This is a genomic window from Arthrobacter sp. Z1-9 (genome assembly GCF_054792695.1).
The window spans coordinates 3,837,963-3,852,846 of the sequence record NZ_CP096456.1; the positions used below are offsets into that span (position 1 = coordinate 3,837,963).

Consider the following 14,884-nt stretch of genomic DNA (forward strand, 5'->3'; position numbering starts at 1 on the left):
GGCTTCACATCACGACGGCGGCACCCCGGCGGGCCGGGTCCCCGGAGCAGGTGCCGCCGTCGTCCATTCCCATTTCCCGGGTGCTTGAGCGTCCCGGCGGGGCTAAGTTAAAGCTACTGATGACCCCAGTTTTCTCATCAGATTCGGTTCAGTCAAAGGAGACATGATGAGCACGAAAGTGGAGAAACGGATCGTGGTCGACGTACCGGTCAGCACGGCCTACAACCAGTGGACCCGAATTTCGGGACCTCGGACAAAACAGGACAGAACTCGCCCTGACGCTCGAGTACCAGCCCACGGGCGTGGTGGAGAAAGTGGGTAGCCTGCTCCACGTGGTGGGCCGCCAGGCCGAGCACGACCTGAAAAAGTTCAAGGAATTCATCGAACATGAGGGCCACGCCACCGGAGCCTGGCGTGCACCAATTCCGCGGACCGCCGCTGGGACGGCCGCAACTGCAGAACCCACCACCGAACCGCGGCCCTACAACCGGTTCGAGCACCCGTTCGACCAGACCGGCGGACTGGTGGACTTCGAGGGCGAGTCGGACGAGACAGCCGAAGGCGAGAACTACAGCTCCACGGCCCGGAAGAATCGCCATAACGGCGAGGGCATTGCGCCCTACGGCAACCTTTTCGGACAGCCCTGACCAGCCCTTTTACGGAAGGGACCCCGGTGCCCGCTGCCGGCGTCGTTCTTTCTTGCTCTGGAAACCGGCCGGCCTAAAAGGTATGTTGGTAAGCATGCTGATGATTTTTACGGCTCATCAGCTTCCGGTAACAAAAGCGAAGGAGACGTTATGAGCACGAAGGTGGAAAAACGCATTCTGGTGAACGTACCGGTAAGCACCGCTTACAACCAGTGGACCCAGTTCGAGGACTTCCCGCACTTCATGGGCGGCGTCAAGAGCGTTACGCAGCTCAGTGACGACCGGCTGGAGTGGGTGGCCGAGATCGGTGGCATCCGCAGGCAGTGGGAAGCCAAGATCCTGGAGCAGATCCCCGACCGCAAGGTGGCCTGGGCCGCCACGGAAGGCGCCACGAACGCCGGCGCCATCGAGTTCGAGGACATCGGCGGCGGCCAGACCTCCCTGCAGCTGACGCTTGAGTACGAGCCCGAAGGCATTATCGAGAAGGTGGGCGACAAGCTTAACGTCGTGGAGCGCCAGGCCGAGGCAGACCTGCAGCGGTTCAAGGAATTCATCGAGGACGAGGGCTACGCCAGCGGGGCGTGGCGTGGCAGCGTCAGCTCCGGAGCACCCGCAGGCACGCCAGGCGTCGAGGACGCAGCAGGCTCACGCGGCGATTCGGGCAAGGCGGGCATTTCCGGCAAGGTAGCCGCAGGCTTGGGCGTTGCAGCAGCAGCCGGCGCAGCAGCAGCCGTGGCCGCCAGCGGAAAGAAGGACACCACCGCGGCTGCCGATGAAACGGTAACTCCAACTGTTCCCGGGGAGCCAGTCACCGTCACGCCGATTTCGACGGACACAACGACGGACACCACAGGCACGGCTACCGGCACGACGGCGGCAGCCGGCTCCACCGGTTCGGTGGCCGACCTCGGTGATGACAGGATCGGCCACACGTTCGACCAGACGAACGGCCTGGTGGACACCACCGGCGAGTCCGACGAGACGGTCGAGGGCGAGAACCTCAGCGCCGGGGAACGCCGCGAAGGCGACCGCCGGCCCGACGGCGGCTTGCCGCCCCTTGGCGGGAACCTCGGCCAGCACTAAACCGGGACTTACCGCGCCGGAAACTGACTGAGGCTTGCCGCTGAAGCAGGGCTCCGGGGTCGGACCTTCCGGACATAACGAAAGCGCCGCCCACCTCCTTTGGAGGCGGGCGGCGCTTCGTCGTTCCGGTGCTACTGTTCCGCGCCGGCGTACTTCACGGCCGGCGCAGCCGGGGTTTCCATACCCTCACCGATGAAGAAGCTCGGGTGCGGCGGCTGGTTGTACGCGACGCTCTCGCGTGCCACGCCCGTCCGGTACATCGGATCATGCATGAGGGTGCGGAGCCGGACCTCGGTGGGCGAGGTGCTGGTGTAGATCCGCAGCTCGGTGCTGTCCGACGACGGGAAGGCAAGTTCCTCGCGCCAGTCACCCAGGAGGTCTGCCTGCAGCGACGGGTTGCCCTTGGTGTGGTTGTTGGTCCTGGCGCCGGCAGCTGTCAGCAGGCGGTCGCTGGTCTCTGTTTCCCAGTTCCACTTTGAAACGGTGGGGACACCCACGCCGGCAACGGCGTCGAAGTCGTGGTCAACGATCTCGCGGAGCAGGTCCCCGTCCCACCAGGCCATGAAGTTGGCAGCCGGGATCTTGTTCGCGATCAGCTCGCCCTTGGCCGAGCGCAACTGGCCGACCGGGGAGTTCCAGGCAGCATCGCCGCCCACAGCCCAGCCCTCGGCTCCGGCGTGGCGGGGATCAATGTCACCGATGGCGCCGCGGCCGGTGTCCCGGGCAGCGGGAATGCTCCACAGCACTTCGCCGGTGGCGGAGTCGCGGAAGGTGGCGCCGCGTTTGCCGCTCTGGGTCATGTTCTCGTGCACCGCGAAGGTCTCCAGGCCGGGGCGGGACGGATCCCAATCGCTGGTGTGGATGGCGTCGCCGTGGCCCAGCTTGGTGTTGTAGAGCGGCTTGCCGTCGTCGTCGATGGTCATGGAACCGAAGACGAACTCGTCCTTGCCGTCCTGGTCCACGTCGGCCACGGACAGGTTGTGGTTGCCCTGGCCCTTGTACTCCGCCCCGGCAATGTCCGAGTCGAAGGTCCAGCGCTTCACCAGCTTGCCGTCCACCAGGTCATAGGTGACCAGCACGGCGCGGGTGTAGTAGCCGCGGCTGAACATCATGGACGGCCGCTCGCCGTCGAGGTACGCGACGCCGGCCAGGAAGCGGTCCACGCGGTTGCCGTAGTTGTCGCCCCAGGAGCCGACGTTGCCGCGCGGCGGGTCGTAGGGCACCGTGTCCATGATGGTGCCGGTGGTGCCATTGAAGACCGTAAGGAATTCCGGACCGGACAGCACGTAGCCGCCGCTGTTGCGGTAGTCCGCCGCGGGGTCCCCGATCACCGTTCCGGCGCCGTCCTTGGTGCCGTCCGCCGTCTTCATGGACACTTCGGCTTTGCCGTCGCCGTCGAAATCGTAGGCAAGCACCTGCGTGTAGTGGGCGCCGGCGCGGATGTTGTGGCCCAGGTCGATGCGCCACAGCTTGGTGCCGTCCATCTTGTAGGCGTCAACGTAAACGTTGCCCGTGTAGCCGGACTTTGAGTTGTCCTGCGCGTTGGAGGGGTTCCAGAGTTGGATGATCTCGTAGCTGCCGTCGCCGTCCAGGTCTGCAACGCTGGCATCGTTGGCTGAGTAGGTATACGGCTTCCCGTCCTTGCTGACGCCGTCGGCCGGCTTGTCCAGCTTGATGGCGAGGTAGTTCTGGGCCAGCGGCGTGAACTCGGCACTGAGCTTGTCCTGCCCGTTTCCGTTGCCGACGGTCTTGATGACATACGTGGAGGCTGCGGTTCCGGCCGGGTCCACGTAGGTGGTGGTGTTCCGGATGGGCTCTACAGTGAGCTGGACGCCGTCGCGGATCACGTGGAAGCCGACGCTGTCCTTGTCCAGGCCCAGCATGCGCCAGCCCAGGGTGACGCCCTGGTCCGTCAGCACGGCCACGGGCGCCCGGTCCAGGTTCTCCACCTGGCGCTGGAGCCCTGCCTTGCCGGATTGTCCGGGGGCGGTGCTCGGGTTGGCCTGCGCGAGAGGCACTCCGGTGAACGCCAACGCTGCGGCCGTGAGAGTTGCCGCTGCGGCCAGCGGGGCCGCTTTCCAGGCGCGGCCTGCCCGGGACGGACGGGAACATTGTGAGGGATAGAACAAGGGAACATCTCCTTTGATGCGGCGGCAGCTGAGTCTGCCACACGACAGTTTGGAACGTTTCACTTCGCGCTGTCCGCGGTCCCTCGGGAGGAAGAGGGGTTGTTTGGCGGCGCCTGGAAAACGCTTTCTGCCCTACTGGTCTATCAGTGCCGGTCGGGGTGGGTCAAGGTTTTTGCGTTCCTAAGTGGGCGTATTTGTTCTATTGCGTTTCGTTATAGGTAGTTCGGGCCCGGAAATATCTGAGCGCAGGATGTGGTTGGGCCGGACATGACAACCATCGGAATCATTGGTGCAGGACACATCGGAAGCCAGATCGCGCGGAAGGCGGTAGAGCTGGGCTACGACGTAATCATCAGCAACTCCCGCGGCCCGGAAACCCTGGCCGGGCTGGCCGCGGAACTCGGCCCCAAGGCACGGGCAGCCACAGCGGCAGAAGCAGCAGGGGGCGGCGATTTCGCCGTAGTCACTGTTCCCCTCAAGAACTACGCGGACGTTCCCGTGGAACCGCTGGCCGGCAAGATCGTCATCGACACCAACAACTACTACTGGGAACGCGACGGCCACATCCCGGCCCTGGACAACGGGGAGGCCACCACTTCCGGGCTGCTGCAGGGGCACCTGCCGGAATCGAAGGTAGCCAAGGGCTTCAACCACATCGGTGCCGCCCAAATCACCACGGACGGGGCGCCCGTGGGTACGGAGAACCGTCGGGCGCTGGCCACGGCCAGCGATTACCCGGAAGCCGCCGAACTTGTCACCCGTCTTTACGACGAATTTGGCTTCGACACCGTCAATATCGGGCTGTTGGAGGAGAGCTGGCGCGTGGAGCGTGACCGGCCGGCGTATGGGGTGCGGCAGAATGCGCAGGAACTGAAGGACAACCTCGCCAAGGCGCCGCGGACCATCTAGGCCCCTGTCCAGCAAGGACCTACAAAACTGGCTGGCAGCAGATGTCCCGCAAAGCGTGTAATGACGCTTTAGCTGCCAGCCAGTTGCGGGTTCCACCTACTCCCAGACCGGGACCAGGACCAGGCCCGCCAGAGCCTGATGCCCTTCATAGTCCCGGGGGCAGGCAGGGCGAACCAGCACCGGGTCCCGGATTCTGCTTACAATCAAAACCTCAATCAACTACTGAGGGACCCATGAAGAAACTCACCACAGCCCTGCTCGCTGCCGGACTCGTTGTTTCCGCTACAGCCTGCACCGCTTCGAACCAGCTCTCCACCGCGGAAACCTGCGAACGGATCCAGAGCGTCGTATCCAACCCCGCGAACAACGCCGGCAAGACGGGCATGAACCGCCTGGCCAACCAGATCCGCCCCATCCACGCGGTTGCCTCCGATGACCTCAAGCCCGCCCTTGAGTCGATCCTTGCGTACACGGACGAGCAGGCAAAGGAAGCACCGGACGAAGCCAGGCTTTCCGAGCTCCAGGCCGGCTATGAGCAGGCTGGCAATACCTACAGCCAGTTCTGCAGCTAAGCCCTACTCTTTGACCGGGCCCGGCTGCCCTTCCTAAAAGGTGGCCGGGTCCGTGTTCGCCCCGCATAAGACCACCGCAACCCGCTCCCCCGGCTTCGGCTCATAAACACCGGCGGTCAGGGCAGCGTAGGCCGCGGCGGCTCCGTGTTCCACCATGACGCGGTAGTCATTCCACAGCCGCGAACGTGCGGCGACGATGTCGGCGTCGGACACCAGAACGCTTGCGACGCCCGCGCGGACCGCGACTGAGAAGCCGATGCCACCGATGCGTCGGGCTCCCAGAGAATCAGCGGCAACGCCGGATACGGCAACGTCAACCGGCTCCCCGGCGGCGAGTGCGGCATGGAGGGTCGGTGCGTTTTCGGGCTCAACGCCCACCACCCTCGCCCGTCCTTCCACAGCAGCAGCGATTCCTGCCATCAGCCCTCCGCCGCCCACGGCTACCAGTACGGTGTCCACCCCGGTTACCTGCTCCAGCAGTTCTGCCCCCACGGTTCCGGCACCGGCTGCGATCTCGGGTTGGTCGTAGGCGTGGCAGTAAACAGCACCTGTTTCCCGGGCGTGCGCCACAGCGGCCTGGTATGCCACGGCGTACTCGGCTCCGCCCTGGATCACCGTGGCCCCGATCGCTTCGAGCTTGCGCACCTTCACTACGGGAGCGGCAGCGGGGACAAAGACAGTAGCGGGCACGCCCAGTTGGGCTGCCGCGTACGCGTTGGCCAGCCCTGCGTTGCCTCCGGAAGCCACCACCACACCGACGTCAGGCTTCAGCTCACCGCGCTCTTTGCTGGCAAGGAGTCGGTTCAGCGCGCCGCGGGCCTTGAAGGTGCCGGTGTGCTGCAGAAATTCGCACTTGAACCACACATCGGCCGGAAACGAACCGGGGTCGGCCTGCAGGACAGGCGTCAGCCGGGTGAGTCCTGCTGTCCGCTGTGCCGCTTCATCCACATCGGCGCGGGTAATCACCTCAGCCTTCGTCGTCCCAATTTCCCGGCTCGGCCAGGGCTTCCTCGGGCTTGTGCTCCTGCGGCGGTTCGCCGCTTCCGGAGTACGACGCCGGAACAGTACCGGCTGCGTGCCCCTGCTGCTCCTCGCGGATGTTGCTGGCACCGGGCAGCTCCGGGTGCTGGCCGCTCTGCGGCGCCTGCGTCACCTGCTCGGTCTCATCGGGGTCACCCGGACCGCGAAGGTCGGCGGTGTTCCGGGGCTCCTCATTCGAAGTGGTCATGATCCTGCCTTTCACTTAACGCAGCGCGAGTCGGTACGTCAGCGTTTGTCGCGGTCGTTGAATTCCTCGTCCAGTTCGTAGTGGCGGAACTCGGTTTCGGGGTTCGGTTCGCCGTCAACCACCACTTCGTGATCCAGCTGGCGCTGGACCTGGCTGTCCAGTATCTGCAATTCGTGGTCTGTGACGGTGTCCAAATCCTCCGGGAACTGGTCTTCCGGAGTGAGGTGCAGCTTGTCGCTCATTGAGTCCGCCATGTCCTGATGCTGGGTATTGGTTGGTTCAGTGTAGCGGTGCTGACGACTCAACCCGCCCCGCTATCCGTCGACCAGCCCCAAGGACGAAGGGCGGGCAGAACCATCAGGTCCTGCCCGCCCTGCTGCTTGCTACAGGAATCAGCCTTAGCGCGAGGCTGTGGGCGAAGCGGAAGACGTCTCGGCGCCTTCAGTCTCGGTTTCTGTTGCCTCAGGCGACGCCGAACCGCTCGGCGACGACGTGCTGGTGGAGCCGGAAGTGCTGGTGGACGTAGGGCTGGAAGTTGCGCTGCCGCCGTCGGCCTTCTCAAGCACCTCGTTGATGAGGTCCTCGAGCTCCTTCTGGTCCGGATCACCGAGGTTGGCTCCGCTCTTGGTGGCCACAACCAGCAGCCTGCCCTCAGCGGCGGAAACCTGCATCAGCTTCTGCTGGTTTTCGCCGCTGCGGGTGCTGACCGTGCCGAAGGTCTTTTCGGCATCCGTGTCAGCCTGGAGCTCCTCGCTGGTGACCTCGTACTTCTGTCCCAGCGCCGTGACGGAGAACGTGGCGCACTGGTCCATCTTGCCGCTGATCTCATTCAGGACCTCGACGGCGTCAGGCCCGTCGCTGCCCGATTGGGCGGACAAGGTGCGGGGCTGGTCGCCTTCTGACAGCGCGACGGCGATCTCACCGCTTTCGACAGTGTCCAGCAGCCCCGCCGTGGCGATGTCTTTGCAGTCTTCAGGGTCCACCGTTGCCGTGCTCAGGAGCAGGTTGGCGATATTGCCGCCCTGGTCCACCTGCTCCTTGGAGTACAGCTTCAGCTCGTTGCCGTCTTCGTCCTTCTTGCCCGAGATCAGCTCGCGCAGCTCATCCTCGGTATAGACCTTTGCTTCTGCCGTTTCCGAGGCGGACGCGGTAGCCGTGGTGGCCGAGGGGCTTGCAGCTCCCCCGCCGCCTCCCGTGCAGCCGGCCAGGGCAATCATCGCTGCCGTCATCAATCCAAGCGCAGGTACTTTTCGCATCAGGTAAAACCCCTTTTGAGATAGGAAGCATGCTTAGTGTTCTTAACACTAAAGGGTTTTTTCCGAAGCAGGAAATACCGGCGCGGCAACTTTCCCAAAGGCTCGCCGGGCGCCCTGGTCAGGCAGGCTCGGCCGCCGGCTCCCGCGGGGAATGCCGCCACGCCCCGCTCACAGTCGCCTGATGGCCAAGGTTGCGTGAGATGGCGCGGGCTGCGGCCCGCACCAGCGGCACCAGCTCATGCGCCGGCGTCGCCGCGTCCGGAACCACGATGGAGAGCGCGGCGGCCACCTCACCATCGGCCGCGTAGATGGGTGCCGCCACCGAGACGGTACGCGAGGGACGGGTTCTGCGGACTACTGCGGCGCCTGACTGCTTCACGCCGGCAAGGACGGCACGCAGGTGATCGGAGTGCAGGTTTCCGGACCCGGGTTCAGCCTCGACGGGCTGTGCGAGCAGTTCTTCCAGCACGCCAGGACCGGCCTGTGCCAGCAGGACCTGCCCGACGGCGGTGCTGCGCAGGGGCATCCGGCCGCCCACCCGGTAGGCCACTTCGGTTGCGTGACGGGACGAGAGCCGGTCTATCAGGACAGCGTCGGTGCCTTCGCGGACGGCGAGCAGCACATGGTGGCGCGTGACCTCGTACAGGTCCTCGAGGTACGGCAGCGCGATCTGCCGTACACCGTGGCCGCGGGGTGAGAGCGATGCGATCTCCCAGAGGCGCAGCCCCACCACGTACCGGCCATCCTCCAGCCGCTCCAAGGCACCCCACTCGGTAAGGTGCCTCACCAGCCGGAGGGCGGTGGCGGGGGCCAGACCGGCAAGCCTGGCCAGTTCGGACAAGCCCAGGGCGCGGCGCTGCTCCGTGAACTGCTCCAGCAGGGACAGCGCCCGCACCACCACTGGCTGCCCGGGGCTTTCCTGCAGCTGCTTTGCCCTGCCGGCTCCCGCCACAAACCCTCCTGATGACCCGATTTTGCGTCTTCCCAGCTTCGGCGGTGTGGCGTGTGACACAAAGTGCGTTTTCACTCAGTGAAAAGTACAGTCATGGGGCTGGGCAGGGGGATCAAGCTGGTTGACGTCCCGACGGCGAGTCCCATGCCGCCCCTTGACCCGATTGGAATCAACGATGAACTCCAATGCCCCTCGAAAATCCTTGGCCGGAATTTTTGTGCTGTGCTGGCTTGGCCTGCTCGCCGACGGTTACGACCTCTATGTCTATGGCGCCACCCTTCCCGGTCTGATCGGCCAGCCCCCATTCAACGTCACGCCGGCCGCCGCCGGCGCGGTGGGCTCCCTTGCGCTGGTGGGAATGCTGCTCGGCTCCCTGATCGTGGGCACCCTGACGGACCGGCTCGGCCGGCGCCGCATCTTCGTCAGCGCCCTCGCCTTGTTTTCCGTGGCCATGCTGGCCTGCGCCGTGGCGCCCAGCTGGGGGCTTTTCGCGGTGTTCCGCTTTATCGCCTGCTTCGGCGTGGGAGGTCTACTCCCGACGGCGGTTGCCCTCACCAACGAGTTCGCCCCGGCCGGCAAAAAGTCATTGGTCCTTGGGGCAGTCCTCACCGGACCGGCCACCGGGACCGTGGTGGCATCCTTGACTTCGCTGGCCCTGTTGGAGTCCAGCGGCTTCCGTCCGGTGTACGCCATCGGGGCCGGCGGCCTCTTGCTGGTTCCGTTCGCCTGGTTCCTGCTTCCGGAGTCGCCATCCTTCCTGCGGACGCAGCGTCGCAATGACGAAGCGGACCGCATCGAAGCCGTGTACGGCCTCCCGCGCACGGAAGAAATACCCACCCCGGCGGCCCGCGTTTCGCCCACGCGCGCGCTCTTCACCAACGGCACAGCGCGGACCACAGTGCTGCTGTGGGCCATCACGGTACTGAGCCTGCTGACGATCTTCGGCGTCAGCACGTGGCTGCCGCAAATCATGCGGACGGCAGGGTTCGGCGTGGGATCGTCAGTGTCTTTCCTGCTGGCGTACTCGGTGGGCGCTGTGGTGGGCACGGTCCTGGCGGCAGTTGCGAGCCAGAAATTCGGGCCGCGGCCCCTGGTGATCGTTGGCTTCGTCAGCGCCGCGGCAGCCCTGCTGCTGATGTCCGCCAACCCGCCGGCCGCGCTGATGACGGTGCTCGCCGCCGTCGCGGGCTTCGGCGGGCTCGGCACCCAGAACATGATCAACGACTACATCGCGCAGTTCTACCCGGCGGCTACGCGCGCCACCGGGCTGGGCTGGGCCCTGGCAGTGGGCAGGATCGGCGCCATCGCGGGTCCGACGTACGGGGCCCTGCTGGTCAGCTTCGGCGGCGGTGTACCGGTGGCGGCCATGGCGTTCGCTGCACCCGCGCTCCTCGGAGCCGCACTTATGCTCGCTCTGCGGTTCAGGGTGGCCGGCCGCCCGGCTGCTGCGCAGGAAGCGGAACTGGTCGCCTGACCAGGCCCATGGCGGCATGGAATAATCCGAGGTGACGGTCCACCGGGCGTGCGGCGCGGCTCTCCACCGGGACCAGGGCAACTGCCGCTGATCCCTTCCCCGCTGCCGTTATGGGGTAGCGCTTTTCGGCAGGAGGGGACGACTTGTGGGCGGGGAACTGATACTTCGTGGCCGGATAGTGTCCGGCAGCATGGACATCGAGGACGGCCTGGTAGCGGTCGACCATGGATACATCACCTATGCCGGGCCGGCGTCAGGCTACCCAGGGAACGCTGCAGGTGACTGGGGTGGCCCAGACCGAAGTGCCGCAGGAAAAGGCGCCGGCCACATCCTGATGCCGGGCCTGGTGGACCTGCACTGCCATGGCGCCCACGGGTCAGACTTCTCTGAAGGTTCCGTCGAGGGCGCCCGTGCTGCTGCCCGTTACCTGCATGGCCGGGGCACCACGACGCTGCTGGCCAGTTTGGTCACGGCAGCGCCCGCGGATCTGCTTCGCAACCTGAAGACGCTGCGGACGGTGACGGAGGAAGGGCTGGTTGCCGGGTCACACCTGGAAGGCCCCTTCCTCTCGGCAGGGCAGTGCGGAGCGCATGACCCCTCGCTGCTGCTGGAACCCGGTGCCGGGCTGATGGCCGAACTGCTCGAGGCGGCAGGCCCTTCCCTGGCCTCCATGACGCTGGCCGCCGAACTTCCGGGCGCGGGCGAACTGGCGGACCTGCTTTCTGCCCGCGGCATCATTCCGTCATTGGGCCACACCGCGTCGGATCATGCGGTCGCCGCCACTTTCCTGGAGCGGGTTGCTGCCGGGCTTTCTGCAGCGCCTAAGTTTTCCGGGGAGCCAGGCCCTGAACCGGCCGGCAGGGGCAGGCGCCCAACAGTCACGCATCTCTTCAACGCGATGCCCAGCCTGCACCACCGCTCCCCCGGGCCCGTCTCCGCCTGCCTCAGCGCCGCCCGCGCCGGGACCGCCGTCGTCGAACTCATTGCCGACGGCGTGCACCTGGCTCCCGAGACGGTAAAGACAGTGTTTGAGCTCGTGGGAGCAGACAACATCGCGCTGGTCACCGATTCCATGGCGGCCACCGGCCTCCAGGACGGCCACTACAAGCTGGGCACCACGGCTGTGACGGTGGACGGAGGCGTGGCCCGTGTGGACAGCACGGGCGCGATCGCGGGCGGAACGGCTACCCTCCTGGACGTTGTCCGCTCCGCCGTGGCAGCCGGCGTTGCGTTGAGGGATGCCGTCACGTCAGCGAGTGCAGTCCCGGCGGCCGTCCTGGGACTGTCACGGCAGGCGGGTGACCTGCGGGCAGGAATGCCTGCGGACGTCGTCGTTGTCGACACCGAACTGAAGCTGGCAGGGGTCCTGCGCCGGGGCGAATGGGTGATGGAGCTGCAGTCCTCCGTCTAGCCGCACGCACGGCTCGGAATGTCGGTGACAAGGAAATGTTGTCTGTCTGCCTGCCCCGTTAAGCGGTTGTGCACTCCTCAAATTGTCAGTGCCTCCGTAGATGATATTCATATGCGACAGAGCGTGAGTGAGGCAGCAGCAATGGAGGGCATTCATGCTTCCATTGCTGCCCTTGATGCGCTCTCCCTGCAAGACGCCCATTTGGGAGCCGACGGGAGCGGGATCGACGTGCTGCAGCGCGGGTACGAGCTCCGTTTGGACCGGATGTCGGTAGTGAAGCGGCTGGAAGCACAGCTGGCCGCGCTCAAGGCCCGGGACGCAGCCGAGTGCATCGAACTGCAAAAGGCCATGACCCCACCGGACGCGCCCGTGCACGAGCGGACCTACGCCGAGATGTCAGCGGTTGAGGAAATCGCTGCCGTCCCGCTCCGCAGCAGCAGGGGCACTCGCCACCCACTCCCGGCAGCTGTGCGCCCTGCCGCTGGCCATGGATGCCCTGTCCTCGGGGACCATTTCATGGCAGCACGCGAAGATCATCGCCGACGAAACCGACAGCGTGGACCCCGCCGGCGCCGCGAACCTGGTCGCCCATTTTTTGGACCCGGACTCCCCCAACCCTGCCCGCGGAGCCGCCGCCGGTGAGCTGGTCCCCTCCCGGTTCCGGACCAAAGTCCGCGCCTGGAGGGAACGCCACCACCCCGAGTCCCTCGAAAGACGCCACGCCAAAAGCGCGGCCGACCGAAGGGTGGAATACAGCCCAGACCGGGACGGCATGGCCTGGATCTCGGCCTGCCTCCCCGCCCACGAGGGCTTAGCCGTGTGGAACAGGATCACCGCACTGGCCCGCGGCGCACAGGGACCGGACGAAAACCGCACCCTCACCCAACTCCGGGCCGACATCCTCGCCCGCCTGCTCCTCAGCGCAGCACCGGCCCTAAACCCCGCCCCGGAAACCAGCGAACGCACCACCAAAAACAACTCCGACGACGGTCCCGATGACGCGATCGGGCTGGCATCCCTAGCGGCAACAGACAGTGAAGCAACTGGCAGCTGCCGGCAAGATGCCGCCGCGGGCCCTGGCGGCGACAAGGGGTACGCCGACATCGCCACAGTCCCGGCCCCGAACGCCCAGGTCCTGGTCACCGTCCCGGTGTTCGCACTGCTGGGCCTCACCGACGAACCCGCGATGCTGGACGGGTACGGCCCGATCCCTGCCTCGATGGCACGACAACTCCTCGCCGACGGCGCCACCTCCTTCCACCGCGTCCTGGTGGACCCGAGGGACGGCGCACCACTGGAAATCGGACGGACCAGCTACCGGTTGACCAAAGCCATGGAGCAGGCACTGCGGCTGCGCGACGGCAAATGCAGCTTCCCCGGCTGCAACAACCGCACTTTGGACAACGAGGCAGACCACCTCCAAGCCTGGCACCACGGCGGAACCACCGGCATCAGCAACCTGGCCCAACTCTGCCCCAAGCACCACCGCCTCAAACACCACGGCACCTGGGCACCCACAACGGCAACCAAAAACGAACCACCCGGCTGGATCTCCCCCACCGGGAGGCACTACAAAAGCGAACACCAGGACTGGGAACCGCCAATGTGGCCGCCCGGATTCCGGCCAGCGGACCTGTCCGGGTTCGTGCTGGCGGAAAAGAGCTACTTTGAAGCAGTTCTTGTGGACTACGTAGTTGGCTAAGGTGCTTTCTCGCGCCGGCGGTGCCGGGCGTATGGCGCCAGGCCTATGGCAGCTGTGTCCGCTTCACGCCCGGACAACTTCCTTCCGCCGCACCAGGAAACTCAGTCAGCGCCGGGAAGGTTCACTTCCACCAGCCCGCCGGTGACGCGGGTTTCAAACCGCGGCTGCCTGGCAGTGGCTGGCCCTGCCTGCACCTCGCCGGACCGCAGTGAGAAGGTGCTGCCGTGCCACGGGCAGACCACGCACGGGTCGCCGTCGTCGTTAGGGCTGCCGCCCTTTAGCTTGCCCTCGTGAAGCGGCCCCGAGAGGTGGCTGCAGACGTCGGACAGCACGTTCACTGTCTCTGCCTCCCGAAACACAAGCAACGGGAGTCCGGCCACAACGCGCTTGTGCAGCTTTCCTTCCGGCAGGTCCTCCAACGGGGCGAGCGCCTGCCACCCGCTGGGGAAGCGGTGCGGGATGTCCTCGCTGTGGTTCACGCCGGCCGCCTGGCGGTAGCTGAGGTGGCCGCCCAGGAAGCCGCCAAAACTGACGACTCCCAAGCCAATGTAAGCGAGTACCTTGCCTGCGCCCTGCTGGCCATTTGCCCGCGCCACCAGCGAAGCGCCGTAGAGGCTAACGGCCGTAATGTTGGCTGCCGCATGGACCAGGCCCACCCGCTGCTGCTGGCTGTGCAGCTGCGACCAGTCCATGAAGCCTGCCACTGCGGACGGCACGGCAGAGGCAGTTCCGACACCGATCAGCACCGTTGCTGCCCGGTCGTTGCCCGGCAGCGTATCGAGAACGGCAGCTGAGATCCACGACCCCAATGGAACCTGAACCGCGAGTGGATGAACCGGGTGGCCGATGGGCACTCCGTGCAGGATGTCGCGGGCCCACTGCGGACGAATCGTGCGTTTTACTACTTTCCGCACCTTCTTGGCCACGGGGTCCAGCCACTCGGCATCTTCCAGCCGGGCAACAAGTTCAAGTGCAGGCAGCGGTTTCATGTGAGTCCCTTACCCCGTTCGTCAAAGTCCAGTCGATGGTCCAGGTCCAGCCGATGCCCGAGAGCCTAGCTGCTGGCGGCCCGCGAGGGACAGGGGTGCCCGCCAGCAGCGCCGCGCATTCGGCGCGGTTCAGCGCAGCGGCGACCCCAGCACGGTGAATTGGTTGCCGCCCATCTCACCGGAGAGCAAGGGCATCGCCTCGGCGATGGCTGCCCGCACACTGTCCAGCTGGAGGGAGGCCCGGTGCGCTTCCGGTGACTCCCACAATTCGGACACAAACACGGTGTCAGCTACATCGTCATTGACGCCCACCTCGTACAGCAGGCAGCCTGCTTCCTTCAGCCCGGCCATGGGCCGGAGCAGAATGGACACCACGGCGTCGCGCTGGCCGGGCCTGGTTCCGAGACTTCCCACATTCGCAAAGGTCATAGTGACAGTTTGCAGCACAGGGCCGACAGAAGCGGGAAGCTGTCAGGCCGCCGTCGTTCGTTTGCCCGCTCCCGGCCCATGTCACACCCCTGTGGTTGGATGG

15 protein-coding genes are annotated in these 14,884 nt (G+C 65.8%); 7 read left to right on the forward strand and 8 right to left on the reverse strand.

The genetic code is table 11. The annotated features are described in order from the left end of the window. Window positions 1–314 precede the first annotated feature (314 nt). Both M1D93_RS17745 and M1D93_RS17750 read left to right on the forward strand, forming a co-directional pair. Window positions 315–647, forward strand: a complete 333-nt coding sequence (locus M1D93_RS17745) for a hypothetical protein (protein ID WP_461172768.1) — start codon at window positions 315–317, stop codon at window positions 645–647. 150 nt (window positions 648–797) lie between these two features. Then, window positions 798–1,730, forward strand: coding sequence for an SRPBCC family protein (locus M1D93_RS17750; protein WP_461172769.1), 933 nt, complete (start codon window positions 798–800; stop codon window positions 1,728–1,730). 131 nt (window positions 1,731–1,861) lie between these two features. Here the strand turns inward: M1D93_RS17750 and M1D93_RS17755 are convergent, their stop codons facing one another. Continuing rightward, window positions 1,862–3,859 carry a rhamnogalacturonan lyase gene (locus M1D93_RS17755; protein ID WP_461172770.1) on the reverse strand — a complete coding sequence of 666 codons (1,998 nt, stop codon included), beginning with the start codon at window positions 3,857–3,859 and terminating at the stop codon, window positions 1,862–1,864. Window positions 3,860–4,126: 267 nt separating this feature from the next. On the opposite strand from M1D93_RS17755, the gene M1D93_RS17760 reads away from it, so the two are divergent. Further along, on the forward strand, window positions 4,127–4,768 hold the full coding sequence (locus M1D93_RS17760; RefSeq protein ID WP_461172771.1) for an NADPH-dependent F420 reductase: 642 nt from the start codon (window positions 4,127–4,129) through the stop codon (window positions 4,766–4,768). A 233-nt stretch (window positions 4,769–5,001) separates the two neighbouring features. Continuing rightward, entirely contained in the window at window positions 5,002–5,340 is a 339-nt protein-coding gene (locus M1D93_RS17765) for a hypothetical protein (protein ID WP_461172772.1), read from the forward strand. A gap of 33 nt (window positions 5,341–5,373) precedes the next feature. Here the strand turns inward: M1D93_RS17765 and M1D93_RS17770 are convergent, their stop codons facing one another. The 5 genes from M1D93_RS17770 to M1D93_RS17790 all read right to left on the reverse strand — a co-directional run bounded on the left by M1D93_RS17770 (window position 5,374) and on the right by M1D93_RS17790 (window position 8,776). Further along, window positions 5,374–6,306 (reverse strand): threonine/serine dehydratase, encoded by a 933-nt coding sequence (locus M1D93_RS17770; protein ID WP_461172773.1) that lies wholly within the window; start codon window positions 6,304–6,306, stop codon window positions 5,374–5,376. Between the two features lies 1 nt (window position 6,307). Beyond that, on the reverse strand, window positions 6,308–6,568 hold the full coding sequence (locus M1D93_RS17775) for a hypothetical protein (protein ID WP_461172774.1): 261 nt from the start codon (window positions 6,566–6,568) through the stop codon (window positions 6,308–6,310). Window positions 6,569–6,606: 38 nt separating this feature from the next. Continuing rightward, window positions 6,607–6,822 (reverse strand): hypothetical protein, encoded by a 216-nt coding sequence (locus M1D93_RS17780; RefSeq protein ID WP_461172775.1) that lies wholly within the window; start codon window positions 6,820–6,822, stop codon window positions 6,607–6,609. A 144-nt stretch (window positions 6,823–6,966) separates the two neighbouring features. Further along, window positions 6,967–7,824, reverse strand: coding sequence for a hypothetical protein (locus tag M1D93_RS17785; protein WP_461172776.1), 858 nt, complete (start codon window positions 7,822–7,824; stop codon window positions 6,967–6,969). 118 nt (window positions 7,825–7,942) lie between these two features. Then, window positions 7,943–8,776, reverse strand: a complete 834-nt coding sequence (locus M1D93_RS17790) for an IclR family transcriptional regulator (RefSeq protein WP_461172777.1) — start codon at window positions 8,774–8,776, stop codon at window positions 7,943–7,945. A 175-nt stretch (window positions 8,777–8,951) separates the two neighbouring features. Between M1D93_RS17790 and M1D93_RS17795 the strand changes: the two genes are divergently transcribed. The 3 genes from M1D93_RS17795 (at window position 8,952) to M1D93_RS17805 (ending at window position 13,363) form a co-directional block, all read left to right on the forward strand. Further along, complete coding sequence (locus M1D93_RS17795) at window positions 8,952–10,250, forward strand: MFS transporter (protein ID WP_461172778.1); 1,299 nt, start codon at window positions 8,952–8,954, stop codon at window positions 10,248–10,250. A gap of 190 nt (window positions 10,251–10,440) precedes the next feature. Next, a complete protein-coding gene (locus M1D93_RS17800; RefSeq protein ID WP_461172779.1) occupies window positions 10,441–11,661 on the forward strand; it encodes an N-acetylglucosamine-6-phosphate deacetylase in 1,221 nt (406 codons plus the stop codon). Between the two features lie 403 nt (window positions 11,662–12,064). Next, entirely contained in the window at window positions 12,065–13,363 is a 1,299-nt protein-coding gene (locus M1D93_RS17805; RefSeq protein ID WP_461172780.1) for an HNH endonuclease signature motif containing protein, read from the forward strand. Window positions 13,364–13,464: 101 nt separating this feature from the next. Here M1D93_RS17805 and M1D93_RS17810 read toward each other — a convergent pair whose 3' ends face one another. Beyond that, complete coding sequence (locus M1D93_RS17810) at window positions 13,465–14,352, reverse strand: Rieske (2Fe-2S) protein (protein WP_461172781.1); 888 nt, start codon at window positions 14,350–14,352, stop codon at window positions 13,465–13,467. Between the two features lie 129 nt (window positions 14,353–14,481). Then, entirely contained in the window at window positions 14,482–14,781 is a 300-nt protein-coding gene (locus M1D93_RS17815; protein ID WP_461172782.1) for a putative quinol monooxygenase, read from the reverse strand. Window positions 14,782–14,884: the final 103 nt, after the last annotated feature.

Excerpts from the sequence above, each read along its gene's own strand:
- M1D93_RS17785 (WP_461172776.1), bottom strand. The coding sequence starts at position 7,824 with ATGCGAAAAGTACCTGCGCTTGGATTGATGACGGCAGCGATGATTGCC.
- M1D93_RS17750 (WP_461172769.1), top strand. The coding sequence starts at position 798 with ATGAGCACGAAGGTGGAAAAACGCATTCTGGTGAACGTACCGGTAAGC.
- M1D93_RS17775 (WP_461172774.1), bottom strand. The coding sequence starts at position 6,568 with ATGACCACTTCGAATGAGGAGCCCCGGAACACCGCCGACCTTCGCGGT.
- M1D93_RS17810 (WP_461172781.1), bottom strand. The coding sequence starts at position 14,352 with ATGAAACCGCTGCCTGCACTTGAACTTGTTGCCCGGCTGGAAGATGCC.
- M1D93_RS17760 (WP_461172771.1), top strand. The coding sequence starts at position 4,127 with ATGACAACCATCGGAATCATTGGTGCAGGACACATCGGAAGCCAGATC.
- M1D93_RS17780 (WP_461172775.1), bottom strand. The coding sequence starts at position 6,822 with ATGGCGGACTCAATGAGCGACAAGCTGCACCTCACTCCGGAAGACCAG.
- M1D93_RS17815 (WP_461172782.1), bottom strand. The coding sequence starts at position 14,781 with ATGACCTTTGCGAATGTGGGAAGTCTCGGAACCAGGCCCGGCCAGCGC.
- M1D93_RS17765 (WP_461172772.1), top strand. The coding sequence starts at position 5,002 with ATGAAGAAACTCACCACAGCCCTGCTCGCTGCCGGACTCGTTGTTTCC.
- M1D93_RS17800 (WP_461172779.1), top strand. The coding sequence starts at position 10,441 with ATGGACATCGAGGACGGCCTGGTAGCGGTCGACCATGGATACATCACC.
- M1D93_RS17795 (WP_461172778.1), top strand. The coding sequence starts at position 8,952 with ATGAACTCCAATGCCCCTCGAAAATCCTTGGCCGGAATTTTTGTGCTG.